The organism is Pseudomonas sp. A25(2017) (assembly GCF_002001065.1).
GTDB classification, from domain to species: domain Bacteria; phylum Pseudomonadota; class Gammaproteobacteria; order Pseudomonadales; family Pseudomonadaceae; genus Aquipseudomonas; species Aquipseudomonas kilonensis.
Genome location: NZ_MUOA01000079.1, coordinates 1 through 23,885, shown reverse-complemented (window position 1 = coordinate 23,885; position 23,885 = coordinate 1). Strand labels below are relative to the sequence as shown.

Here is a 23,885-nt window from a genome sequence, read left to right as displayed (position 1 = left end):
AAACCCATGACCGACCAGCCACAGGTTCCAGCCCCACAGCCCGACGAATCCCCCAGCCTTCCAGAAACCGCAGCTGTGGCGGCTTACCTGGAGGCTCATCCGGACTTCTTCGTCGAGCATGAAGAACTGCTTGCGACGATGCGCATCCCCCACCGGCGCGGCGATACCGTGTCGCTGGTTGAGCACCAGATGAAAATCCTGCGCGAGCGCAACATCGAAATGCGTCATCGTCTTTCGCACCTGATGGACGTGGCCCGGGACAACGACCGACTCTTCGACAAGACCCGTCGGCTGATCCTGGCGCTGATGGACGCCAACACCCTCGAAGACCTGGTCATGAGCGTCGAAGACAGCCTGCGCCAGGATTTCCAGGTACCCTTTGTCAGCCTGATCCTGTTCGGTGACAACGCCATGCCGGTGGGCCGCTGGGTGACCCACGCCGAAGCGCAGACGGCCATTGGCGGCCTGCTCACGGAAGACAAAAGCGTCAGCGGCAGCCTGCGCGAACATGAGCTGGACTTCCTGTTTGGCGAAGAACAACGCAAGCAGATCGGCTCCACCGCTGTCGTCGCCATCGCCCACCAGGGCGTGCATGGCGTGCTGGCCATCGCCAGCCGCGATCCGCAGCACTACAAGAGTTCGGTGGGCACGCTGTTTTTGAGCTACATCGCCGAAGTCACTGGTCGGGTGCTGCCAAGGGTCGCCGGTTCGCTGCGCTCGGTACGCGGATGATGGAACGACAACTGGACGCCTACTGCGAACACCTGCGCAGTGAGCGCCAGGTGTCGCCCCACACGTTGTTGGCCTATCGCCGCGACCTGGAAAAAGTGCTGGGCTGGTGCCAGAAGCAGAACATCGGCAGCTGGTCGGCCCTGGACATCCAACGCCTGCGCAGCCTGATCGCCCGCCTGCATCAACAGGGGCAATCCTCCCGCAGCCTGGCGCGCCTGCTGTCGGCGGTACGCGGCCTGTATCACTACCTCAATCGCGAAGGCCTGTGCGATCACGACCCGGCCACCGGCCTGGCGCCGCCCAAGGGCGAACGCCGATTGCCGAAGACTCTCGACACCGATCGCGCCCTGCAATTGCTTGAAGGTGCCGTCGAGGATGACTTCCTGGCACGGCGCGACCAGGCGATTCTCGAGCTGTTCTATTCTTCCGGCCTGCGGCTTTCAGAGCTGACGGGGCTTAACCTGGATCAACTGGACCTGGCCGATGGCATGGTCCAGGTGCTCGGCAAGGGCAGCAAGACACGCCTGTTGCCCGTTGGCCGCAAGGCCCGTGAAGCCCTGGAGCAATGGCTGGCGCTGCGGGCGCTGACCAACCCTGCCGACGACGCGGTCTTCGTCAGCCAACAGGGGCGACGTCTCGGCCCGCGGGCGATTCAGTTGCGGGTCAAAGCTGCCGGCGAACGGGAGCTGGGACAGAACCTGCACCCGCACATGCTCCGGCACTCCTTCGCCAGCCATCTGCTGGAGTCCTCCCAGGACCTGCGCGCCGTTCAAGAGCTGCTGGGGCACTCGGACATCAAGACCACACAGATCTACACCCACCTGGATTTCCAGCACCTGGCAACGGTCTATGACAGTGCCCACCCCAGGGCCAAACGCATCAAGGGCGACGAATCATGACCATCGAGCTGATCACTTTCGACCTGGACGACACCCTGTGGGACACCGCCCCGGTGATCGCCAGCGCCGAAGCCATACTCCGCCAATGGCTCACCGACAACGCACCAAACCTGGGCGGCGTGCCGGTGGAGCATCTTTTTTCGATTCGCGAGCAGGTGTTGCGCGAAGAGCCCGGCCTGAAGCATCGCATCAGTGCGTTGCGCCGGCGGGTGCTGTTCCGTGCCTTGCAGGAAGCCGGCTACGATCAGTGGCAAGCGTCTGAGCTGGCGGACCAAGCCTTCGAGACGTTCCTGCACGCCCGCCATCAACTCGAAGTCTTTCCCGAGGTGCAGCCCACCTTGGAGATCCTGGCCAACCATTTCGCCCTCGGTGTGGTCACCAATGGCAACGCCGACGTGCGGCGCCTGGGGTTGGCGGACTATTTCAAGTTCGCCTTGTGCGCCGAAGACATCGGCATCGCCAAGCCTGACGCCCGGCTGTTCCACGAAGCCCTGCAACGCGGCGGCGCCACGGCGCAAACCGCCGTGCACATTGGCGATCACCCGGGCGACGACATCGCCGGCGCCCAACAGGCCGGCCTGCGCGCCGTATGGTTCAACCCGGCAGGCAAACCCTGGAATGCCGACCACGCGCCGGATGCAGAAATCCGCAGCCTGACCGAACTGCCGGGGTTATTGGCAGGGTGGCATCGCCAGCACTGAACCCCCGCCCTGCAGCCCTACAACCTCTGTGCGGGCTTGCCCGCGAAGGCGGCGGCACACCCAACATCAATGCCAACAGACCCACCGCTATCGCGAGCAAGCTCGCTCCCACAGGTCCGAGACTTTATCTGGCCCATGAAAAAGCCCGCAGCGACGGCGGGCTTTTTCAGCAAGCAATGAAGCCGATACTCAGATAGGGCGGCTGCCGTACTTGTTGTCAGGCTTCTTGGGCGGATCAGCGACCACGTTGGCCTCCACTTCCTGCACCTTACCGCCCCTGGCCAGGAACTCCTCCATGGCCTTGGCGAGCGCATCACGCTCCTTGTTCTTGGCCTCTACACTCGGCAACTCGTCAACCGACACGGCTGCCTTGGCCTTGCCTTTGGCGGTAGGTGCCGGAACATCGGCCCCATCGTCGTCGGCAACGTCTTCCGCTGCCGCTTCAAGGCCTTCTTCGGTCTCGTCTTCGTCGCCTACTTCGAGGTCGTCGTTTTCCAGATCATCGTCGCTCATGTTCTACCTCATGACTTGCGAAAAGCAGATTAGTTATAGCCCAGCTTCGCCATCTGTTCGAAGGCTGCCAGAAAAAATTCAATATCCGCCGGCAATCAGCGGTTATGCCCCTTCACCGTACAAGGTGGCGAGGACTTTACGAGCACCACCATGATCGCGGTGCTCGCCCAGATAAACACCTTGCCAGGTACCCAATGCCAGCCGTCCTGCCGTGACCGGCAGGCTGACCTGGCAACCGAGCACACTGGCCTTGAAGTGCGCCGGGAGGTCGTCCAAGCCTTCGTCGTTGTGCTCATAGTCGGCGGTTCCTTGTGGGATCAGCCGATTGAAAAATCGTTCGAAGTCTCGACGTACCGCCGGATCGGCGTTCTCGTTGATGCTCAACGAAGCCGAGGTATGCTGCAGCCACAGATGCAACAGACCGACACGACACGCCTGGAGTTCAGGCAGGCCGGCAAGCAACTCGTCCGTCACCAGATGAAAGCCCCGGGGCCTTGCCCGCAGGGTTATCAGCGTCTGTTGCCACATACAGATCTCCGCACGTTCGGCGCGCATTCTAGCGCGCTCAGGGAAAAAACAAAGGGCCTAATATTCTTGCTTCGGTGTAAGCCTTTGGCGGTATAAAACCCCATGTCGCATCCACAACAAAAGGCGTCGGAAAAACCACTGCACCTTGTGAGCAATGACAAATTCCAGGCAAAAAAATGCCCGGCGAACCGGGCATTTTTTATTGCGCGTGCTTACAGGTTGTAACCACGCTCGTTGTGCTGGGCCAGGTCCAGGCCCACGGCTTCTTCTTCCTCGGTGACACGCAGACCCATGACGGCGTCCAGAACCTTGAGGATGATGAAGGTGACGATCGCGGTGTAGACCACCGTGAACGCCACGCCTTTGAACTGAATCCACACTTGCGCGCCGATATCGGTCACGGTGCCGAAGCCACCCAGTGCCGGAGCTGCGAACACACCGGTCAGGATCGCGCCGAGGATACCGCCGATGCCGTGTACGCCGAAGGCGTCCAGGGAGTCGTCATAACCGAGTTTGCGCTTGAGGGTGGTGGCGCAGAAGAAGCACACCACGCCCGCCGCCAGGCCGATGACCAGGGCGCCCATCGGGCCCACGGTGCCGGCAGCCGGGGTGATTGCAACCAGACCGGCGACCACACCCGAGGCAATGCCCAGTGCGCTTGGCTTGCCGTGGGTGATCCACTCGGCAAACATCCAGCCCAGCGCCGCCGCGGCGGTCGCGATCTGGGTCACCAGCATCGCCATGCCAGCGGTGCCGTTGGCGGCGACAGCGGAACCGGCGTTGAAGCCGAACCAGCCGACCCACAGCATGGCCGCGCCCATCAGGGTGTAACCCAGGTTATGCGGCGCCATTGGCGTGGTCGGGAAGCCTTTGCGCTTGCCCAATACCAGGCACGCCACCAGGCCTGCGATACCGGCGTTGATGTGCACCACGGTGCCGCCGGCGAAGTCCAGCACGCCCCAGTCCCACAGCAGGCCACCGTTGCCGGACCAGACCATATGGGCAATCGGTGCATACACCAGGGTGAACCACACGCCCATGAAGATCAGCATGGCGGAGAACTTCATCCGCTCGGCAAATGCACCGACGATCAGGGCCGGGGTAATGATGGCGAAGGTCATCTGGAAGGTGATGAACACCGCTTCAGGGAACAGCGCCGCCGGGCCGGTCAGGCTGGCTGGCGTGACGCCCGCCAGGAAGGCCTTGCCCAAACCGCCGACGAAGGAGTTGAAGTTGACGACGCCCTGCTCCATACCGGTGGTGTCGAACGCAATGCTGTAGCCATAGATGACCCACAGGACGCTGATCAGACCGGTAATGGCAAAGCACTGCATCATCACGGAAAGAAGGTTTTTCGACCGAACCATGCCGCCGTAGAACAGCGCCAGGCCAGGAATGGTCATGAACAGTACAAGAATCGTTGCCGTGAGCATCCAGGCGGTGTCGCCGGAGTTCAGGACTGGGGCTGCCGCTTCTTCTGCCATGGCCAGGCCAGGCATTGCGAAGGACAACAGGGCTCCTAGCCCTGCGAATTTACGCAGAGTCATATTGTTTTCTCCTGGGGCGTTGGGTTTGGCGGCTTAGATGGCGTCGGTATCGGTTTCGCCGGTACGGATGCGAATAGCCTGTTCCAGATTGACCACAAAGATCTTCCCGTCACCGATCTTGCCGGTGTTGGCAGCCTTGGTGATTGCCTCGATCACCCGATCAAGATCCTTGTCGTCAATGGCGACATCGATCTTCACCTTGGGCAGGAAATCGACCACGTATTCCGCGCCACGATACAGCTCGGTGTGACCTTTCTGCCGACCGAAGCCTTTGACCTCAGTAACGGTAATGCCCTGCACGCCGATCTCGGACAACGACTCGCGCACGTCGTCCAACTTGAACGGCTTGATGATGGCAGTGACTAGCTTCATGAAACTTTCTCCCGAATTGGTGGACTTGCCCCAGGAAAACAAACCCGACTCAAGTCTAAGCGCAGTGCCTGGCTTTGTAACGCGTCGTCGGCCCAAGTTGCCCGACAGGTGCCAGTTAACCGATCCTGGCGAAACTCCCCGTTCCGCCTGCTGCACTGCATTCGTCACAGCGACTGCATCAGTGCATGGGTCATCAGCCTCTAAGCAGAAACCTTGCCATCTGCACCCAAACCCTCTGATTTCAGTCTCTTGGCCACCTGCTCGACGTGCACTGCGCCATGAACCGCAGCGATACGCACAACAACAGTGCAGCGACGCCCGGCCTCATGCGCGAAAAGCGTGCATCCCTTGCTTGCGAATTGACTATAGACACTGCGTGATACACTGCCCGCCATTGTTTCCAGGACACCTGCACATGCTTGCGCCCAAAGACCTCCTCGACGCCCTGAGCGGCCACGCCTCCCGTATCTTGAGCGGTGACACGCCGCTGTCCAAAAGCGAAATCGAAAGCCAGTTCAAAGCCCTGCTGCAAAGCGGCTTCAGCAAGCTGGACCTGGTAAGCCGGGAAGAATTCGACAGTCAGATGGTCGTGCTGGCCCGGACCCGGGCGCGGCTTGAAAGCCTGGAGGCCAAGGTTGCCGAGCTTGAGGCGAAGATGAATACATCTATCGAATAACGTGTACCCCTGTAGGAACTGCCAAAGGCTGCGATATTTTGATCGCTATCCTTTCCAACATCCCGGCAAAATCCTACAAGCCTCAGCGCCTCCGTCCGATTGCGCCGCCGTGTCCAGGTTCCTAAGCTCGCTCGATGCTGAACATTCAGCACCGGGTTTGGCGACCCGAGCAGCTTAAGGCGCACACTATCCGACGGCGGACTTCCTTTCCGCCACATCGAGTCATGGCGGTTGTGCGTGGGAGACCCTCGGGTCTGCCGGGTTCCTTTTGCTCCGGTTCGCCAACCCGCGCACAACTGCCACCCAATCGTTTGGCGACGATTGATGGCAGCCCTTAAGCAAAAGGAGCTGTTCAATGAATCACGATGACGCTTATCTGATCCCCCACGTCTTCATCCGTCACAAGCTGCACCTCCATGCCCTGCTACTGCAAAACCAACCCTGGTTCAGCGCTCGCGATCTGGGCCGGTTCCTTCGGCTTTTTCTTGATGACCGAGCGCTACGCAAACTCGATCCTGACCAATACCAAAATTTACAAATGCTTATTCACGGCACTATCGAGAACGTACTGCTGATCAGCGAATCCGGTATCTATGCGTTACTGATCTATCACTATTGCCCCGAATATCGTGGCCTGCGGGAATGGCTCACTCACGACGTAGTCCCAACCCTTAGAGACGCGCAACAGTTAGCCCCAGCCGAACGCCCAATTCTGAGCGTGCTGAACTGGCCAGATATGTCTTTGAATTTACTGCACTGGAATAACCAGCCTTGGATTCGGTTGCAGGATGTTCCGCAATTGCTGCCGTATGAGGAGCAACCACGAAATGCGGTTAATCCGCCATGGTGGAAGCGTGCTTCGCGCGCGCTGCAGTTTTTTTAGTTTGGTCAATGATGATCATGAAGCCCTTCGATTTGGTGGAGTTCCATTGGGTTACCGAGGTCCTTCACCGATCCAGGCTCGCTCCTACAAGGAGAAGCTCCCGCGGCTGATTACCTCGGCGATCCTGCATCTCTTACGATTCAGCGACGCCAAGAGTCCAGAGGAAACCAAATGAGCCTCCAGAAATACAAACCAAATCGGGATAAAGAGCTATACCACGATTAATGCCTCAGCCTAGCGTCGCACAGGCTCCGCGCGTATTACATCGCTGGTTGCCAAACTGCTTGCATCTGATATCAATGTGCAACGATCAAACCTCAACGCGCGCATACCTCACAGGGACCGTTATGGCAGCACCAGACTTCCGCCTCATAGCCTCAGCGAACAGTGGCCAAAGCGGTCATTTCGACGACATCGGCGCAATAGGAAAGACGATCACTCCAGAGATAGTCATCGCCCTATGCGGACCCATGGGGACTCCCTTGCACGATGTTGCACAGACTTTCCAAGACTTACTGCTCAGCAATGATTACAGCTACGAAAAAGTTAACATCATCCGACTGAGTGACGAGATTCGTAAGCAAAAAGCACTGACCGGCGAAAAATCAATTCTTAAGCTGATTGAGGCGGGAAATGAGCTTCGTGCTGAGTATGGCAACGAAATCCTGGCTCGCTTTGCAATTAGACGGATCACCTTGGAGCGCGAGGAAGCCCAGCAAGCATCAGAAAAAAATCTCGAGCCCGATTTATTCGAAGATGCAGAATCATCGGTCGTCCCTAAGGTGACCGTTCGCTACTGTCACATCATCGACTCAATCAAACATATCGATGAGTTGAAGCTGTTGCGGTCTATCTATGGAGATATGCTCCATGTAGTGGGGGTGTACTCACCCATTGAGATGCGCATTGCCAGGCTTGAACGCTCCAAAGGTCCCGGCGATCACATCCACGATCTGATCGACAGGGACTCTGGCGAGGAAATAGATCACGGTCAGCGAGTCGAAGACACGTTTCCCCAAGCTGACTTTTTCCTACGCGTGGAAAAGACTACAGACACACATCGTAAAGGGCGGGTAAAACGCTTTCTCGACCTCATGTTGGGGACGGTGATTGCAACCCCAACCCTGAATGAACGGGCCATGTATACGGCATTCTCAGCCGCACGGAATTCAGCGTGCCTTTCGCGACAGGTCGGCGCCGCTATCACCAGTGCTGATGGGGAGATCCTAGCCACCGGATGGAACGATGTACCCAAAGCTTTCGGTGGGCTCTATCAGACAGAAACATACGGTAGCTCACCCGATGAAGACCGGCGCTGCTGGAACCTTGGGGGCGGCTTTTGCTCCAACGACCAAGAAAAAAGAGCCATTTCCAATGCGATAGTCGATCTCTTGACCAGCGAAGGCCTCATCGAAGAGGCCAAACGAGATCAGGTCTACCAAGTCATCCGCAAGAAGTCGCAGTTGAAGAGTTTGATTGAGTTTTCGCGCGCTGTGCACGCTGAAATGCATGCATTGTTAAGTGCTGGCGGTACTGATGGAGGGAAGATCCGGGGCGGGAAGCTATTCGTCACCACCTATCCCTGCCACTCTTGCGCTCGACACATCGTTGCAGCAGGAGTCCGGGAGGTTTACTTCTTGGAACCATACAGAAAGAGCCTTGCTACCAAGCTTCATGAGGATGCTATAACTGAAAATGAAAACGAGACAGATAAGGTCAGAGTGATGCCCTTTGACGGTGTGGCTCCCTCACGATTCCTGCGCTTTTTCTCCGCTCACCCCAAAGGCCGGAAAAACGCCGAAGGAAATATGCATACCAGGGAAGCCCATCCCGTCGCCTTCGTTACAATAGAAGCCATTCCGACCCTTGAATCTCTCATCGTACAGGGACTATCCTCCCGCGGCATTTAAGGTCATCTGGTGAGCTGCTAGCAGCAGTGGAGAATTTTATGAAGAACGTTGACGAGTCTGGTAAACCAGAAGTCGGAATACAGTTGGCGCTCACCTTTGATTCCTTCGATTCCAAGGACCAGTCGTACCTGCCGGTACCAGCGTTCATTGAATCTGCGAAAGTGTTCCGCCTCACTGAGAACAAGGTGATAGCGTTTCCCAAGCAGCGGATTTCCTCCGCTGAAGCAGGTTTAATCGCAAGGATCTTGCACAGAACCAGACATTTCGTCTGAGACCCTTATTGCTTTTACATGTGACTCAAGCGCGGCGCTCGGCCTGCTCCCCCGGTTATCCGCAGTGCCTGTAACACTTCGTGTCCTAGGCCTCGATCTGACAGCTCAACCATCCGCCGCCCGCTGAGACGGGGCCAGTGCCAGCGGCAGCTCCAGGATAAACAACGCGCCGCGACCCGGCCCGGCGCTCTGCACGGTCAGATCGCCGCCCATCTCGTGCGCAGCCAGGATGCAGCTGTGCAGGCCAAAGCCGTGACCGTCGACACGCGTGGTGAAGCCGTGCTCGAACACCCGCGCAAGATTGTCCTGCGAAATCCCCTCGCCATTGTCCTCGATCTCGACCCGCACGCGCTCATCGTCAATGGTCTTCAGGCGCAGGATGATCTGCGGCGGCCGGTTCGTACCCGCGTCCAGCGCCTGCTTGGCGTTGTTGATCAGATTGACCAGGATCTGCAGCACTCTGTGCTTGTCCAGCGGCATTTGCGGGATATCACTGAATTCCTTGATCAGGGTGATGTGGTGGCGGGCCAGGGACACATCACAAATGCGCACGACATCCTCGACCAGCTCTCGCAACGAGCCCGGCTCCAGCACGCTGGCGTTGCCGGCATAGGATTGCTGGGTGGCGACGATTTCCTTGATGTGGTCGATTCGGCGAGTCAGCTGCGCCAACTCGGCGATCATGCCCTGCTGCTCGACGGCCAGCGCGTCGGCCAGCTTGTCGAGATAGTCGGGTAGCGCGCGCCCTTTCGGATCGCTGCTGATGAAGTCACCAAGATCATCGGGATGCTCCTTCATCAACTGAGCGACCTTGGCCACCCCTGGCCCCTTGGACGTATGCACCTTCTCGTAGAGGACCTGGGCTGACACATTCACGCTATTGAGCACATTGCCCACGTTGTGCAGCACATTGGTGGCGATCTCCGCCATGCCGGCCCGGCGCGCGGTGGTGACCAGTTCGGCCTGTGCCTCGCGCAACTCGTCGTTGACCTTGGCCAATTGCTGCGGACTGGGGATCTTCAGGGCCGCCGGCACCAGCCGGACCAGCAGGATGGCGGTAATCACCGAGGCAATCGCGGTGATCACCTTGACCAGCGCCATCAGCCAGTAATAGGGCTGCCAGATGGTCAGGATCTCCATCACATGGCTGGTCCCGCAGGCCAGGATAAACACGCCAAAGGCCGCGAGCATCCAGTCGAACGGCACGTCCTTGCGCTTGTGGATAAAGTACAGGAGGGTGAAGGGGATGGTGACGTAGGACAGGGCGATCAAGCCATCGGCGATCACATTGGTCCACAGCAGATCCGGACGCCACATGTAGCAATGCCCGTGGGGCATGAAGCGCTTGTCGGTTAACAGCGCCAGCAGATCGTTCATGGCCACTTCCTCGTTGTGCCGTTGATACCGCCAAGTGCCGACTGGGCAAATCGCAGTCTAGCAGAGGGTCCTTCCCGGGCATTTTGCGTGGCCAGGTGAGGCGGTGGTATCGGCTACCGCATCCCGCTTGCCGCCCCTTGGCTGTCACTTGCCCTCGAAACATCCTGCCAAATTTTCCCCCATCAATTTCCGCGCCCAAGTTCGTCCCCACGACTAACCTTCCAGAGCCGCAGGACGCGGCGCCCTATTCACTCAAGGAATGATTCATGTCGCTTGCCATCGTCCACAGCCGCGCCCAAGTAGGTGTCGAGGCTCCTGCTGTTACCGTTGAAGTCCACCTGGCCAATGGCTTGCCGTCGCTGACGATGGTTGGCCTGCCGGAGGCGGCGGTGAAGGAAAGCAAGGATCGGGTGCGCAGCGCGATCATCAATTCGGGGCTGAACTTCCCGGCACGACGCATCACCCTGAACCTGGCGCCGGCAGACCTGCCAAAGGACGGCGGACGCTTCGACCTGGCCATCGCCCTGGGGATCCTGTCGGCCAGCGTGCAGGTGCCAACGCTGACGCTGGACGACGTGGAATGCCTTGGTGAACTGGCCTTGTCCGGCGCGGTGCGCCCGGTGCGCGGGGTATTGCCCGCGGCGCTGGCGGCGCGCAAGGCCGGGCGCATGCTGGTGGTGCCGCGGGCCAATGCCGAGGAGGCCTGCCTGGCCTCGGGGCTGAAGGTGATCGCCGTGGACCATCTGCTCGAAGCGGTGGCGCATTTCAACGGCCACACACCGGTAGAGCCGTTCGTTTCCAATGGGCTGCTCTCGGCCAGCAAGCCCTACCCCGACCTGAATGAAGTACAAGGCCAGGCCGGGGCCAAGCGGGCCTTGCTGATTGCCGCCGCGGGGGCTCACAACCTGTTGTTCAGTGGGCCACCGGGCACCGGCAAGACCCTGCTGGCGAGCCGTTTGCCAGGGCTGTTGCCACCGTTGGCCGAAAGCGAAGCCCTGGAGGTCGCGGCCATCCAGTCGGTGGCCAGTTGCATACCGTTGAGCCACTGGCCGCAACGCCCGTTTCGCCAACCACACCACTCGGCGTCCGGCCCGGCGCTGGTGGGTGGCGGGTCAAAGCCGCAGCCAGGGGAGATCACCCTCGCCCACCATGGCGTGCTGTTTCTGGATGAGCTGCCGGAATTTGACCGCAGGGTACTGGAGGTCTTGAGAGAGCCGCTGGAGTCTGGACACATCGTGGTGTCTCGCGCCCGTGACCGAGTACGCTTCCCGGCGCGTTTCCAGTTGGTGGCGGCAATGAATCCTTGCCCCTGTGGATATCTTGGCGAGCCCAGCGGACGCTGCTGCTGTACACCGGACATGGTGCAGCGCTACCGCAACAAACTCTCCGGGCCGCTGCTGGACCGCATCGACCTGCACCTGACCGTCGCCCGGGAAGCCACGGCGTTGAACCCCAAGCGCGAATCCGGAGACGATACCGCCACGGTCGCCGAACAGGTGGCCGAGGCCCGGGAGCGTCAGCACAAGCGCCAGGGCTGCGCCAACGCCTTCCTCGATCTGCCGGGGTTGCGTCAGCATTGCAAGTTATCCACAACCGATGAAACCTGGCTGGAAACCGCCTGCGAACGGCTGACCCTGTCGTTGCGCGCCGCCCATCGCTTGCTCAAGGTCGCCCGGACGCTGGCGGACCTGGAGCAAGCGGGGTGTATCCGCCGCGAGCATCTGGCCGAAGCATTGCAGTATCGGCCGACTAACCCCTGAACCGCCTTATGGTTTGCTCAGGTCCACCAACGGTGTTTCCCGGACTTCGGTTTTCTGACCGTTCTGGATGGCGTCGATGCGCGTGAGCGCCTTATCCACTGCGCCCTTGTCCGCCAACAGGCTGTAGTGGATCTGGAACTGCTTGTGCTCTTTCGGCGCGATGGTAGGAACCAGACCCAGGGGGCGCTGATACCGGCGGTTATAGGAAAAACTGGTGCCTGGCTCCAGCCCGGTCACGTAGCCCTGGCCCTGGGTATCGGTGTTTTTCCACAGGGAGAACACCGGAAGCGTGCTGGTGTTGAAGCCCACAGACACACCGAGGCTACCGGCCTTGTTGTGCAGCACGGTGAGTGTGTCGCCCTTGGCGTCAGCGTATGGCACGACGTTGTAGACGGTTTCGTCGTAATCCTTGGTCGGGCCCCGGTAGGTTTGCCAATCGGACAAATCGCCCTTGGCCTTGTCGTTGAACGGCGAAACCTGCTTGACCGGTGCCACGAAACGGGCGCCCTGCTCCAGGAACGGCGTACTGAAGTTGCTGTGGTAGAGCGCTTGGTATTCCTTCGGATAATCGCCGTTGTTGGTCAGCGTATCGCTGAGCGCGAACGTCACGCTGCCGGGTTCGGTGACCAGTTCGGTCTGCACCGAGAAATCGACCTTCTTGAACGCCTGCTCCTTCAACTCGCCCCGCAGGGTGATAGCGTAGGGCGGCTTTTCGTCGATGTGCAAGGTGACTTTGTTGGCAGGAATATTGGCGGCGCGACCATGCAGGGTCAGCAGCTCACCGTTGTCCATGCCGGGATGGCCGACCCACTCGTAGCCGCAACGGGTGACCAGCTCATTGAAACCTTCGAGCCAGCCCAACCCACCTCGACCGTTGAGTTCGATGAACGCCGGATTGACCACTTCCTTGACGGGCGAATCCCAACCCATGCGCACATTCCCGACCGAAGCCTGCAGCACGTTCATGCCACGGGTCGGGACGACCGAAAGTTTCAGGGTGCCATTGTCGATGTCGACGATGCTGACGCCTTCCTGCCGACCGCCGTGCAGGGTGCGCATCGTCACGGAAAAGGGCTTGTCGGTTTTCACCCCGAGTTGCTGGCTGGTGATTTGCCAGGGTTGGGCGGCTTTATCCGTATCCAGCAGGACGTAATCCCAAGCCATCGCCTGGGAGGCAGCGCCCAAGGCGCCAAGGGTAACGAGGAGTTTGAGCGGAGTCATGGTCACGACCTTTTATTGGAGTTGTGCGGTTTTTATAGACTTGAAGAAACGTTTCAGCAAGCTTAAAAACAGCAATATCCTTAAAAAGGGAGATTCACAAGAATGGGGCTTTTGTGGGAGCGGGCTTGCTCGCGAAAGCGGTGGGTCAGTGAGCAGAGATGTGGCTGGAGAGCCGCCTTCGCGAGCAAGCCCGCTCCCACACTGATTCCGGGCGGACGCCAGGAGCGGGATCACCGCAAATTCCCTTGTGGGAGCGAGCTCGCTCGCGATAGCGGTGGGTCAGATTGAGATGATGTTGGCTGGGCAGCCGTCATCGCGAGCAAGCTCGCTCCCACAGGGGTATGGGTGAACTTGCTCGTGACGGGACGCTTCAGCGGAACCGATCAACCTCTTGGCGCAGGTCCTGGGCCAGTTTTTCCAGTTCCTTGGCGGTGAGTGCCAGGTTCGAGACCACCTGGCGCTGTTCGCTGTTGGCCATGGCAATGCTTTGCAGGTTGCTGCTGAGCAAGGTCGCGGTGCTGCTTTGTTCCTGGGTGGCGGTGGTGATCGCCGCAAATTGCTGGCCGGCCGAGCGGCTTTGCTCATCGATGCGGGCCAGGGCCGTGGCCACGTTGGCGTTGCGCGACAGGCCTTCCTGCATCAACACATTGCCCTGCTCCATCGTGCTGATGGCATTGCCGGTTTCCTGCTGGATGCTGTTGATCATGCTGGAAATTTCGTCAGTGGCCTGGCGAGTGCGGGAAGCCAGGCTGCGGACTTCATCGGCCACCACGGCGAAACCACGGCCCTGCTCGCCTGCGCGGGCAGCTTCGATGGCGGCGTTCAAGGCCAGCAGGTTGGTCTGCTCGGCGATCGAGGTGATCACACCCACGATGCCGCCGATTTCCTGGGAACGCTGGCCCAGGGTGTTGATGACCGTGGCCGTGCTGTTCAGCGCACCGGCAATTTGCTCCAGGGACGACGACGCTTCGTCCATCGAGGTCCGGCCAATGCGGGTTTGCTGGGCGTTTTCCTGGGCCAGGCGCTCGGTGTTGCCCATGTTGTCGGCAATGTTCAATGAGGTCGCACTGAACTCTTCCACCGCGCCGGCCATGCTGGTGATTTCGCCGGATTGCTGCTCCATGCCTTCATACGCCCCGCTGGACAACCCGGACAGCGCCTGGGCGCGGCTGTTGACCTCCTGGGAGGCCTTGCGGATGTGCTCGACCATGGTCGACAAGGCCTGGCTCATCTGGTTGAAGGCACGGGCCAACTGACCGATTTCATCATGGCTCGACACGTTCAGGCGCACGCTCAGGTCGCCGGCGCCCAAGGCTTCGGCCTGGCGTACCAGGTCCCCAAGCGGCGCCAGTTTGCTGCGCAGCAACCACATTGCCGAGCCGACCGCCAACAACATCGCCAGCAGGCTGCCAATGGCCAATTGCGTACCGACGCTCCAGGTCACGGCGCGAATCTCGGTTTTCGGCATGCTCGCCACCACCGCCCATGGCCCGCCTTCGAACGGTGCGGCGACGCTGTAGAACGCTTCCGCGGTGTCGTCCCAGAACGCACCCTTGCCCGGTTTTTTGATCAAACCGGTGATGGCCGCAGTAGCGTTGTCCAGCGCCTGTACGCCCGCCGGCGGCACCAGCCATTTGTTTTGTTCATCCAACAATGCCAGCGAACCGGTCTGGCCGATGCGGAAACGCTTGAGGTTCTCGAACTGCGCGTTCTGCGCATCGGTGTAGTCGAAGCCTACATACAACACGGCAATGATCTTGCCGCCGCTGTCGCGTACAGGTGTGTACTGCGACATGTAGAAGCGTCCAAAAAGCAAGGCTCGACCGATGTAGCTCTGCCCGCTGATCACCGGACCATAGGCTGGACCGGCGCGGTCGAGCACGGTACCAATGGCCCGCGTGCCGTCCTGTTTACTGACGGAGGTACTGACGCGGATGAAATCGTCGCCGCTGCGCACGAATACCGTGGCAACCCCGGCGGTCATCGCCTTGAAGTCATCCACTTCCTTGAAGTTGTTATTCAACACTTCGCTGCCCAGGTTCAAGCCTGGGGTCTGTACGCCCGCCACCGTCACCGGCTGGTCCGGATGCACGGTCAGGCCCGCGCTGAAGCGCTTTTCGAACAGACCGGCCAACCGCTGCGTGCTCTCGCGCAAGGAGCCGTGGAACGTATTGAGCTGATCGGCCATCAGACGCGCTTCGCTGGCCAGGTGTTCTTCACGGGTGGCGAGGTTGGCAGCGTCCAGCGAACGCAGGGCGAAGACGGTACTGCCGGAGATCACGATCGCCAATATCACAGCGAGGGCAAGGCCTAGCTGTGAGGCGATCCGGGCACGGGGTTGAGACATGACGGCTCCTGGCCGAGAGACCGGATCATCCTGATCACGCTCGCACGCTCGGCATTTTTCGAGTGAGGTGTAAGTTGGTCCTTTCTGCACGAAGGTTCCATCCCCACACATTCGGCGGCAAAACCAAATACTTGAGCGGCTTGGAAGGATTAATGTCAATTGGCTATCACGCCAACTGCAACGCTTCAGCCCAAACGCTGCACGTCGGGCAATTGCATGGCCTTCACCTCACCCTGGAGGAAGTCGCTGAGTCGGCGCAAACGTTCACCTCCCGGTCGGGTTTTCGGCCAGACCAGGTAATAGTGTTCACCGCTGGCGACAGCCGTCGGCCAGGGTAGGCTCAGGCGCCCCTGAGCGACGTCCTCGGCCACCATCAGCAGGTCGCCCATGGAAACCCCATAGCCGCGTGCCGCTGCGATCATGCCCAGCTCCAGGGTATCGAACACTTGGCCCCCCTTGAGCGAGACCTTGTCAGACAGGCCCATGCGTTGCAGCCAATTGCGCCAGTCCCGGCGATCCGGCGTGGGGTGCAGCAATTCAGCGCTGGCCAACCGCGCCACATCCCAAGGCTGGTCGTTCAGCAGGTTCGGCGCGCCCACCGGGATCAATTCCTCGGGAAACAGCAAACTGGCCTCCCAGTCCGCCGGGAAATGCCCGTTGCCCAACAATACGGCGCAATCGAAGGGCTCGACGTTGAAGTCCACCGAGTCGATGTCCATCCAGGCACTGGTCAGTTGCACCTCGTTGCCGGGCTGCAAATGCCGGAAGCGACTCAGGCGCGCCAACAACCAGCGCATGGTCAGCGTGGAAGGCGCTTTCATGCGCAGGATGCCATCCTCGCCATGCAACGTATGGCAGGCGCGCTCCAGCGCCATGAAGCCCTCACGTACGCCCGGCAACAACAACCGCGCCGCCTCGGTCAATTGCAGGTTACGGCCGCTGCGCAGGAACAGCCGGCAGGCAAAGTGATCTTCCAGCGTGCGAATGTGCCGGCTGACGGCGCTCTGGGTGATCGACAGCTCTTCAGCGGCCCGGGTGAACGAGCTGTAGCGCGCCGCGGCTTCGAATGCCCGCAGCGCATAAAGAGGAGGAAGACGACGAGGCATCGCAGAAGCTCCATGGCGTTGTTCGCAAACCCTACCAGAAACCCATCCAGCATGAGTTTTAATCATGCCAGCGATCTTTTTTATCCCTTTGTGCAATCAGCCGAGAGCGCCGAGAATCGTTGCTTTACTGCCTTGTTTGAACATGGAGCGTGATGATCATGCGGCATCCAGCGCGTACCGAACTCTGGGCCATCCTGCGGCTGGCGGGGCCGTTGATTGCCTCGCAGTTGGCGCACATGCTGATGGTGCTCACCGACACCGTGATGATGGCACGCCTGAGCCCCGAAGCCCTGGCCGGCGGTGGGCTTGGGGCGGCCACCTATTCGTTCGTATCGATCTTCTGCATCGGCGTGATCGCTGCGGTGGGCACCCTGGTCGCGATCCGCCAGGGCGCAGGCGATGTCGAAGGCGCCACCCGGCTGACCCAAGCCGGACTGTGGCTGGCCTGGTTGATGGCGCTGATGGCCGGGTTGCTGTTGTGGAACCTCAAGCCGGTGCTGCTGATGTTCGGCCAGACCGAAACCAACGTGCTGTCCGCCGGACAGTTCCTGCTGGCGCTGCCATTCGCCCTGCCCGGCTACTTGAGCTTCATGGCCCTGCGCGGCTTCACCAGTGCCATCGGCCGGGCCACACCGGTCATGGTGATCAGCCTCGGCGGGACGGTGGCCAACTTCCTGCTCAACTACGCGCTCATCACCGGCATGTTCGGCCTGCCAAAACTCGGCTTGATGGGTATCGGCCTGGTCACGGCCATCGTCGCCAACTGCATGGCCCTGACGCTGGCCTGGCATATCCATCGGCACCCGGCCTACCGTGCCTATCCGCTGCTCGACGGCCTGTCGCGGCCCAATCGCCAGTACCTCAAGGAGCTGTGGCGCCTGGGCCTGCCGATTGGCGGCACTTACGCGGTGGAGGTCGGGCTGTTTGCGTTCGCTGCGCTGTGCATGGGCACCATGGGCAGCACGCCGTTGGCAGCCCACCAGATCGCGCTGCAGATCGTCTCGGTGGCGTTCATGGTGCCGGCGGGAATGTCCTACGCCATCACCATGCGCATCGGCCAGCACTATGGCGCCGGGCAGTTGCTGATGGCGCGCCTGGCGGGTCGGGTCGGGATTGGCTTTGGCGCGGTCGCCATGCTGGCGTTCGCCATGGTGTTCTGGTTGCTGCCCCATCCATTGGTCGGCTTGTTCCTGGACCACGACGACCCGGCGTTTCGCGATGTGATCAACCTGGCCGTGAGCCTGCTGGCGGTGGCGGCGTGGTTCGAGCTGTTCGATGGCACGCAAACCATCGCCATGGGCTGCATTCGCGGGCTCAAGGACGCCAAGACCACTTTCCTGGTCGGTCTGGGTTGCTATTGGCTGATCGGCGCGCCAGCGGCGTGGTGGATGGCGTTCCACCTGAACTGGGGACCGACCGGTGTCTGGTGGGGCCTGGCCCTGGGGCTGGCCTGCGCGGCCGTGAGCCTGACGGCGGCGTTTGAATGGAAGATGAAGCGGATGATTCGCAGTGAGCCTGGGCTGAGGCGTTTCGAAAGCATCCAAGCCGACTGAGATTCCCTATGTGGGAGCGGGCTTGCTCGCGAAGGCGGTGTATCAGCCAGACATATATCGACTGACCCACCGCCTTCGCGAGCAAGCCCGCTCCCACAGGGTTTTGTGTCAGCTGATTTCCAGCATCGACTGCTGATCACCCTCGAAGGTCAAGTACTCAACCAACTCCGGTAACGGCAACGGCTTGCTGATCAGGAAACCCTGCACCTGGTCACAACCGAAACCGCGTAGCAGGTCCAGTTGCTCCCGGGTTTCCACACCTTCGGCCACCACTTCCAGGTTGAGGTTGTGCGCCAGGTTGATCATTGCGTGCACCAGTTTGCGGTTCTCTTCGCGCTGCTCCATGCCGCCGACGAAGCTCTTGTCGATCTTGAGCAGGGCGATGGGCAGGCTGTTGAGGTGCACGAACGAGGAGAATCCGGTACCGAAGTCGTCCAGGGAGAAGCGCACTCCCAGGCGGCCCAGGGCATCCATGGTCTGCTTGACCAGCTCGCTACGGCGCATGACGGCGGTTTCGGTGAGTTCGAACTCCAGCCATTGGGCCTCGACACCCCGCTCGGCGATCAACCGGCTCAGGGTCGGCAGCAACTGGCTGTCCTGGAACTGCCGGAACGACAGGTTGACCGCCATGTGCAACGGCGCCAGCCCCCGCTCGCGCAGGGCCTGCATGTCCCGCAGCGCGCGGGAAATCACCCAGTAGCCCAGCGGCACGATCAGGCCGCTCTGTTCGGCCAGCGGCACGAACTCACTGGGTGGCAGCAAGCCACGTTCGCCGTGACGCCAGCGCACCAGGGCTTCGAGACCGACGATGTGGCCGCCATCGAGGTTCAGCCGTGGCTGGTAATGCAGTTCCAACTCGTCACGGCGCAGTGCCCGGCGCAGCTCGCTTTCCAGGTCGGCGAGGCTGCGGGCATTGCGATTGATGCGCTCGTTGAAGATATGAAAGGTGCAGCCCTGGGTGCTCTTGGCCTGCTGCATGGCGATATGGGCGTGCCACATCAGTGGATCGGCGCCGGCCTGGGCGCGGGCGTGGGCAACGCCCAGGCTGCAGCCGATCAGCAGGCTTTCACCGTCCACCCAGTAGGGCTCGGCCAAAGCTTCGGTAATACGCTCGGCCATCCACTCGGCCCGCTGTGGTGCGCGGCGGGTGTCGATCAACAGGGCGAATTCATCACTGCCCAATCGCGCCAATTGATCGCCGGCCTCGAGCGAGCTCTTGAGCCGCGACACCACTTGCAGGATCAAGCGGTCACCGGCCTGGTGGCCGAGGGCGTCGTTGGCGTGACGAAAGTTGTCCAGGTCCAGGTGACCGAGCGCCAGGCCACGGCCGTCGTTTTCCGCCAGGCGCGCCGCCAGCAGCGTCTGGAAACCCTGGCGATTGGCAATGCCCGTCAACGGGTCCTGTTCGGCGAGGCGCTGCAAGGTGTTTTCCAGCACGCCGCGTTCGCGCACATGGCGCAGGCAACGACGCAGGGTCGCGCTGTCGAGCACGTCGCGCACCAGCCAGTCGCTGACGCCGTCGGGGGCAGCCGCCGGCTCGTGCTCGAGCAACAGGATGGTCGGCAGGCTGCAACGACCCGGCGCCGGTTGCAACGTCGCAACGGTCAGCAACACCGCGTTGCGATTGTCTTCGAACAGGCTGCTGACGGACTCCCAGCTCGGCGCGCTGATCAACACGACCGAGGGCCCCAAGGGCACCAGGCACTCGCGCAAAATTGCTGACCACGCAGGCTCTTCGGCCAATAACAGCAAACGCAAGGGTTCGACAGGCGTTGACAAGCTGACTCCCTAGACTCTGCAAGGTGGTAGGCGCCGGGCATTATGACCTGCCCATGGGCAATGACCAATGCCAATGGTTCTCAAACACGCGGTTTAGGTGGTTTTTTTCCACTCCAAATCCTGCGCGGGACGCGATTGGCCCCACATCCTGCGTGAAAGTAACAAAAGCGGCAAATGACAATGCGCTGTGCGTCACAAGTCGGACAGAGCAGCACAATTCTCAGAGCCTGTTAAAATGCCGGCCCATTTCGCAAACGACTCCCTGACTCTGTCATGTCCCGACTCAATCCCCGGCAGCAAGAAGCCGTGAACTATGTCGGCGGCCCTCTTTTGGTGCTCGCCGGTGCAGGCTCCGGCAAGACCAGCGTAATCACCCGCAAGATCGCGCACCTGGTCCAGAATTGTGGCATCCGCGCCCAGTACATCGTCGCCATGACCTTCACCAACAAAGCCGCCCGGGAAATGAAGGAACGGGTCGGCGGCCTGCTGCGCGCCGGCGAAGGCCGCGGCCTGACGGTCTGCACCTTCCACAACCTGGGCTTGAACATCATCCGCAAGGAACACGCGCGGCTGGGCTACAAACCGGGCTTCTCGATTTTCGACGAGACCGACGTCAAGGCCCTGATGACCGACATCATGCAAAAGGAGTACTCGGGCGACGACGGCGTGGATGAGATCAAGAACATGATCGGCGCCTGGAAAAACGACCTGATCCTGCCGCCCGAGGCCCTGGAAAACGCCCGCAACCCCAAGGAGCAGACCGCCGCCATCGTCTACACCCACTACCAGCGCACGCTCAAGGCGTTCAACGCGGTGGACTTCGACGACCTGATCCTGTTGCCGGTCAAGCTGTTCCAGGACCACGCCGACATTCTCGAGAAATGGCAGAACAAGGTCCGCTACCTGCTCGTGGACGAATACCAGGACACCAACGCCAGCCAGTATTTGCTGGTGAAGCTGCTGATCGGTACGCGCAACCAGTTCACCGTGGTAGGCGACGACGATCAGTCGATCTATGCCTGGCGCGGCGCGCGGCCGGAAAACCTGATGTTGCTCAAGGAAGACTACCCGTCGCTCAAAGTGGTGATGCTGGAGCAGAACTACCGCTCCACCAGCCGCATCCTGCGCTGTGCCAACGTGTTGATTTCCAACAACCCCCACGAGTTCGAAAAGCAACTGTGGAGCGAGATGGGCCACGGCGACGAGATCCGCGTGATCCGTTGCCGCAACGAAGACGCCGAAGCCGAGCGCGTGGCCATGGAAATCCTCAGCCTGCACCTGCGCACCGACCGGCCGTACAGCGATTTTGCGATCCTGTACCGCGGCAACTACCAGGCCAAGCTGATCGAGCTGAAACTGCAGCATCACCAGATCCCTTATCGCCTGTCGGGGGGCAACAGCTTTTTCGGACGCCAGGAAGTGAAGGACCTGATGGCCTACTTCCGTCTGATCGTGAACCCGGACGACGACAACGCCTTCCTGCGGGTGATCAATGTGCCGCGCCGGGAAATCGGTTCCACCACCCTGGAAAAGCTCGGCAACTACGCCACCGAACGCAAGATCTCGATGTACGCCGCCACCGACGAAATCGGCCTGGGCGAACATCTGGACAGCCGCTTCACCGACCGCCTGGCGCGCTTCAAGCGCTTCATGGACAAGGTTCGCGAACAGTGCGCTGGGGAAGATCCGATTTCGGCGCTGCGCAGCATGGTGATGGACATCGACTACGAGAACTGGCTGCGCACCAACAGCTCCAGCGACAAGGCTGCCGACTACCGCATGAGCAACGTCTGGTTCCTGATCGAGGCGTTGAAGAACACCCTGGAAAAAGACGAAGACGGCGACATGACGGTCGAGGACGCCATCGGCAAACTCGTGCTGCGCGACATGCTCGAGCGCCAGCAGGAAGAGGAAGACGGCGCCGAAGGTGTGCAGATGATGACGCTGCACGCCTCCAAGGGCCTGGAATTCCCCTACGTGTTCATCATGGGCATGGAAGAAGAAATCCTGCCGCACCGCTCCAGCATCGAGGCCGACACCATCGAGGAAGAACGGCGCCTGGCCTACGTCGGGATTACCCGGGCCCGTCAGACGCTGGCCTTCACCTTCGCCGCCAAGCGCAAGCAATACGGCGAAGTGATCGACTGTGCCCCCAGCCGCTTTCTCGATGAACTGCCGCCGGACGACCTGGCCTGGGAAGGCAACGACGACACGCCGACGGAAGTTAAAGTCGTTCGCGGCAACAGCGCCCTGGCGGATATACGCGCGATGTTAAAGCGCTAGAATCGACTACTTTTTTACCGACTTCAGGCGCTCACGCGTCATCAGAGGAGGCTTCATGGAAGCCCTGCACCAGAAAATTCGTGAACAAGGCATCGTGCTTTCCGATCAGGTCCTGAAAGTCGACGCGTTCCTGAACCATCAGATCGACCCGCAGTTGATGAAACTGATCGGCGACGAATTCGCTGCGCTGTTCAAGGATTCGGGCATCACCAAGATCGTCACCATCGAAGCCTCAGGGATTGCCCCGGCGATCATGACCGGGCTGAACCTGGGCGTACCGGTGATCTTCGCCCGCAAGCAACAGTCCCTGACCCTGACGGAAAACCTGTTGTCGGCCACCGTGTATTCGTTCACCAAGAAAACCGAAAGCACCGTCGCCATCAGCCCGCGTCACCTGACCAGCAGCGACCGGGTGCTGATCATCGACGACTTCCTGGCCAACGGCAAAGCCTCCCAGGCGCTGATCTCCATCATCAAGCAGGCCGGCGCCACCGTCGCCGGGCTGGGGATCGTGATCGAGAAGTCATTCCAGGGCGGGCGTGCGGAACTGGATGCCCAGGGCTATCGCGTCGAGTCATTGGCCCGGGTCAAGTCACTGGCGGGTGGGGTCGTGACCTTCATCGAATAACCCCCTCATACCCCTGTGGGAGCGGGCTTGCTCGCGAAGGCGGTGTATCAGTTAGCATTGATGTGGCTGACACACCGCCTTCGCGAGCAAGCCCGCTCCCACAGTGGAATGTGCACGCTGCTAAGGCGCAGTCGCCTTAAGCCCCGCCAGCAACAACCGCTGAAACAACTCCTCCTTCAGCCCTTCAGGGCTGGCCAGCTGCATCCGTTCCAGATGCCCGGCAAACTCCCAGGGCTGCGGCGCATCGAGCGCGGCCTTGCCCAGCTCCAGGATCTCGGTGAGCTTGAATTTGCTCTTGAGCCAGTTCAGCGCCCGCAGCAGGTCCCGCTCGACCTCATCGAAATCACACCCCAGCGGGTATTCGGGAAACAGGTTCGGATGGCGTGCCTGGATCGCCTGCAAGCGTTCCGATGTGTTGTCGGCGAAGCGCGGGTCGAGGCGGAAATCCTTCGGCAACTTGCCGGCACTTTGCGCCTGCTCGATCAACCCGGGCTGGAAGCGTGAATCGCTGATATTCAGCAACGCCTCGATCACCGCAGCGTCGGTCTTGCCTCGCAGGTCGGCGATGCCGTACTCGGTCACCACGATGTCGCGCAGGTGCCGGGGAATCGTGCAATGACCGTATTCCCAGACGATGTTCGAGCTGATCTCGCCCCCGGCCTCACGCCAACTGCGCAGCAGCAGGATCGAACGTCCGCCCTCCAGCGCATGACCCTGGGCAACGAAGTTGTACTGCCCGCCCACGCCGCTGAGCACCCGCCCGTCTGCCAACTGATCGGCCACCCCGGCCCCCATCCG

Annotated in this window: 21 protein-coding genes and 1 pseudogene; 11 read left to right on the top strand and 11 right to left on the bottom strand. The window is 60.7% G+C overall.

What is annotated here, in order from left to right; translation table 11 throughout:
• Positions 1–6 precede the first annotated feature (6 nt).
• From B0E42_RS20775 to B0E42_RS20765, 3 genes are read left to right on the top strand one after another with little or no spacing between them, the layout of a single operon-like run.
• Positions 7–732 (top strand): DUF484 family protein, encoded by a 726-nt coding sequence (locus tag B0E42_RS20775; protein ID WP_018605426.1) that lies wholly within the window; start codon positions 7–9, stop codon positions 730–732.
• Positions 732–1,631, top strand: coding sequence for a tyrosine recombinase XerC (gene xerC / locus B0E42_RS20770; protein ID WP_053182969.1), 900 nt, complete (start codon positions 732–734; stop codon positions 1,629–1,631). Before B0E42_RS20775 ends, xerC begins: the two co-directional genes overlap by 1 nt.
• Entirely contained in the window at positions 1,628–2,332 is a 705-nt protein-coding gene (locus B0E42_RS20765) for an HAD family hydrolase (RefSeq protein ID WP_053182972.1), read from the top strand. The genes xerC and B0E42_RS20765 overlap by 4 nt, the downstream gene beginning before the upstream one ends.
• A 189-nt stretch (positions 2,333–2,521) precedes the next feature.
• Here the strand turns inward: B0E42_RS20765 and sutA are convergent, their stop codons facing one another.
• The 4 genes from sutA to glnK all read right to left on the bottom strand — a co-directional run bounded on the left by sutA (position 2,522) and on the right by glnK (position 5,292).
• Positions 2,522–2,845, bottom strand: a complete 324-nt coding sequence (gene sutA / locus B0E42_RS20760; RefSeq protein WP_014340827.1) for a transcriptional regulator SutA — start codon at positions 2,843–2,845, stop codon at positions 2,522–2,524.
• A gap of 102 nt (positions 2,846–2,947) precedes the next feature.
• Entirely contained in the window at positions 2,948–3,373 is a 426-nt protein-coding gene (locus tag B0E42_RS20755; RefSeq protein ID WP_018605435.1) for a secondary thiamine-phosphate synthase enzyme YjbQ, read from the bottom strand.
• A 212-nt stretch (positions 3,374–3,585) separates the two neighbouring features.
• Positions 3,586–4,920, bottom strand: a complete 1,335-nt coding sequence (locus B0E42_RS20750) for an ammonium transporter (RefSeq protein ID WP_018605437.1) — start codon at positions 4,918–4,920, stop codon at positions 3,586–3,588.
• Between the two features lie 33 nt (positions 4,921–4,953).
• Positions 4,954–5,292: a P-II family nitrogen regulator gene (gene glnK, locus B0E42_RS20745; RefSeq protein ID WP_002555808.1), complete on the bottom strand. Its 339-nt coding sequence runs from the start codon at positions 5,290–5,292 to the stop codon at positions 4,954–4,956.
• Positions 5,293–5,707: 415 nt separating this feature from the next.
• Here glnK and B0E42_RS20740 point away from each other — a divergent pair, with 415 nt between their 5' ends.
• The 4 genes from B0E42_RS20740 to B0E42_RS20725 all read left to right on the top strand — a co-directional run bounded on the left by B0E42_RS20740 (position 5,708) and on the right by B0E42_RS20725 (position 9,033).
• Positions 5,708–5,968 (top strand): accessory factor UbiK family protein, encoded by a 261-nt coding sequence (locus B0E42_RS20740; protein ID WP_077507207.1) that lies wholly within the window; start codon positions 5,708–5,710, stop codon positions 5,966–5,968.
• 355 nt (positions 5,969–6,323) lie between these two features.
• Positions 6,324–6,851: a Bro-N domain-containing protein gene (locus B0E42_RS20735; protein ID WP_077507206.1), complete on the top strand. Its 528-nt coding sequence runs from the start codon at positions 6,324–6,326 to the stop codon at positions 6,849–6,851.
• A gap of 347 nt (positions 6,852–7,198) precedes the next feature.
• Positions 7,199–8,761, top strand: coding sequence for an anti-phage dCTP deaminase (locus B0E42_RS20730; protein WP_077507205.1), 1,563 nt, complete (start codon positions 7,199–7,201; stop codon positions 8,759–8,761).
• 38 nt (positions 8,762–8,799) lie between these two features.
• Positions 8,800–9,033, top strand: a complete 234-nt coding sequence (locus B0E42_RS20725; protein ID WP_072343086.1) for a hypothetical protein — start codon at positions 8,800–8,802, stop codon at positions 9,031–9,033.
• A 105-nt stretch (positions 9,034–9,138) separates the two neighbouring features.
• Here the strand turns inward: B0E42_RS20725 and B0E42_RS20720 are convergent, their stop codons facing one another.
• Positions 9,139–10,410: a sensor histidine kinase gene (locus B0E42_RS20720; protein ID WP_077507204.1), complete on the bottom strand. Its 1,272-nt coding sequence runs from the start codon at positions 10,408–10,410 to the stop codon at positions 9,139–9,141.
• A gap of 266 nt (positions 10,411–10,676) precedes the next feature.
• On the opposite strand from B0E42_RS20720, the gene B0E42_RS20715 reads away from it, so the two are divergent.
• Positions 10,677–12,170: a YifB family Mg chelatase-like AAA ATPase gene (locus B0E42_RS20715; RefSeq protein ID WP_053190074.1), complete on the top strand. Its 1,494-nt coding sequence runs from the start codon at positions 10,677–10,679 to the stop codon at positions 12,168–12,170.
• Positions 12,171–12,176: 6 nt separating this feature from the next.
• Here B0E42_RS20715 and B0E42_RS20710 read toward each other — a convergent pair whose 3' ends face one another.
• The 4 genes and pseudogenes from B0E42_RS20710 to B0E42_RS20700 all read right to left on the bottom strand — a co-directional run bounded on the left by B0E42_RS20710 (position 12,177) and on the right by B0E42_RS20700 (position 16,844).
• Positions 12,177–13,391, bottom strand: coding sequence for an aldose 1-epimerase family protein (locus tag B0E42_RS20710; protein WP_053182981.1), 1,215 nt, complete (start codon positions 13,389–13,391; stop codon positions 12,177–12,179).
• Between the two features lie 370 nt (positions 13,392–13,761).
• Positions 13,762–14,484 (bottom strand): methyl-accepting chemotaxis protein, encoded by a 723-nt coding sequence (locus B0E42_RS31820; protein WP_371915900.1) that lies wholly within the window; start codon positions 14,482–14,484, stop codon positions 13,762–13,764.
• A 180-nt stretch (positions 14,485–14,664) separates the two neighbouring features.
• Positions 14,665–15,579: pseudogene (locus B0E42_RS31815) on the bottom strand (Cache 3/Cache 2 fusion domain-containing protein); the annotation flags it as partial.
• Between the two features lie 344 nt (positions 15,580–15,923).
• Positions 15,924–16,844, bottom strand: coding sequence for a LysR substrate-binding domain-containing protein (locus tag B0E42_RS20700; RefSeq protein ID WP_053190077.1), 921 nt, complete (start codon positions 16,842–16,844; stop codon positions 15,924–15,926).
• 158 nt (positions 16,845–17,002) lie between these two features.
• Here B0E42_RS20700 and B0E42_RS20695 point away from each other — a divergent pair, with 158 nt between their 5' ends.
• Positions 17,003–18,397: a NorM family multidrug efflux MATE transporter gene (locus B0E42_RS20695; RefSeq protein WP_077507246.1), complete on the top strand. Its 1,395-nt coding sequence runs from the start codon at positions 17,003–17,005 to the stop codon at positions 18,395–18,397.
• Between the two features lie 108 nt (positions 18,398–18,505).
• On the opposite strand, the gene B0E42_RS20690 is transcribed toward B0E42_RS20695, so the two are convergent.
• Positions 18,506–20,176, bottom strand: a complete 1,671-nt coding sequence (locus B0E42_RS20690) for a bifunctional diguanylate cyclase/phosphodiesterase (protein ID WP_018602594.1) — start codon at positions 20,174–20,176, stop codon at positions 18,506–18,508.
• Between the two features lie 273 nt (positions 20,177–20,449).
• Between B0E42_RS20690 and rep the strand changes: the two genes are divergently transcribed.
• A complete protein-coding gene (gene rep / locus B0E42_RS20685) occupies positions 20,450–22,459 on the top strand; it encodes a DNA helicase Rep (RefSeq protein WP_014340843.1) in 2,010 nt (669 codons plus the stop codon).
• A gap of 55 nt (positions 22,460–22,514) precedes the next feature.
• Positions 22,515–23,087 (top strand): xanthine phosphoribosyltransferase, encoded by a 573-nt coding sequence (locus B0E42_RS20680; protein WP_018602593.1) that lies wholly within the window; start codon positions 22,515–22,517, stop codon positions 23,085–23,087.
• Between the two features lie 120 nt (positions 23,088–23,207).
• On the opposite strand, the gene B0E42_RS20675 is transcribed toward B0E42_RS20680, so the two are convergent.
• On the bottom strand, positions 23,208–23,885 hold a 678-nt coding region (locus B0E42_RS20675), incomplete at its 5' end, for an acetyl-CoA hydrolase/transferase C-terminal domain-containing protein (RefSeq protein ID WP_305886506.1).

Coding starts and splice junctions, on each gene's coding strand:
- B0E42_RS20775 (WP_018605426.1), top strand. CDS start 7: ATGACCGACCAGCCACAGGTTCCAGCCCCACAGCCCGACGAATCCCCC.
- xerC (WP_053182969.1), top strand. CDS start 732: ATGGAACGACAACTGGACGCCTACTGCGAACACCTGCGCAGTGAGCGC.
- B0E42_RS20765 (WP_053182972.1), top strand. CDS start 1,628: ATGACCATCGAGCTGATCACTTTCGACCTGGACGACACCCTGTGGGAC.
- sutA (WP_014340827.1), bottom strand. CDS start 2,845: ATGAGCGACGATGATCTGGAAAACGACGACCTCGAAGTAGGCGACGAA.
- B0E42_RS20755 (WP_018605435.1), bottom strand. CDS start 3,373: ATGTGGCAACAGACGCTGATAACCCTGCGGGCAAGGCCCCGGGGCTTT.
- B0E42_RS20750 (WP_018605437.1), bottom strand. CDS start 4,920: ATGACTCTGCGTAAATTCGCAGGGCTAGGAGCCCTGTTGTCCTTCGCA.
- glnK (WP_002555808.1), bottom strand. CDS start 5,292: ATGAAGCTAGTCACTGCCATCATCAAGCCGTTCAAGTTGGACGACGTG.
- B0E42_RS20740 (WP_077507207.1), top strand. CDS start 5,708: ATGCTTGCGCCCAAAGACCTCCTCGACGCCCTGAGCGGCCACGCCTCC.
- B0E42_RS20735 (WP_077507206.1), top strand. CDS start 6,324: ATGAATCACGATGACGCTTATCTGATCCCCCACGTCTTCATCCGTCAC.
- B0E42_RS20730 (WP_077507205.1), top strand. CDS start 7,199: ATGGCAGCACCAGACTTCCGCCTCATAGCCTCAGCGAACAGTGGCCAA.
- B0E42_RS20725 (WP_072343086.1), top strand. CDS start 8,800: ATGAAGAACGTTGACGAGTCTGGTAAACCAGAAGTCGGAATACAGTTG.
- B0E42_RS20720 (WP_077507204.1), bottom strand. CDS start 10,410: ATGAACGATCTGCTGGCGCTGTTAACCGACAAGCGCTTCATGCCCCAC.
- B0E42_RS20715 (WP_053190074.1), top strand. CDS start 10,677: ATGTCGCTTGCCATCGTCCACAGCCGCGCCCAAGTAGGTGTCGAGGCT.
- B0E42_RS20710 (WP_053182981.1), bottom strand. CDS start 13,391: ATGACTCCGCTCAAACTCCTCGTTACCCTTGGCGCCTTGGGCGCTGCC.
- B0E42_RS31820 (WP_371915900.1), bottom strand. CDS start 14,484: ATGGCCGGCGCGGTGGAAGAGTTCAGTGCGACCTCATTGAACATTGCC.
- B0E42_RS20700 (WP_053190077.1), bottom strand. CDS start 16,844: ATGCCTCGTCGTCTTCCTCCTCTTTATGCGCTGCGGGCATTCGAAGCC.
- B0E42_RS20695 (WP_077507246.1), top strand. CDS start 17,003: ATGCGGCATCCAGCGCGTACCGAACTCTGGGCCATCCTGCGGCTGGCG.
- rep (WP_014340843.1), top strand. CDS start 20,450: ATGTCCCGACTCAATCCCCGGCAGCAAGAAGCCGTGAACTATGTCGGC.
- B0E42_RS20680 (WP_018602593.1), top strand. CDS start 22,515: ATGGAAGCCCTGCACCAGAAAATTCGTGAACAAGGCATCGTGCTTTCC.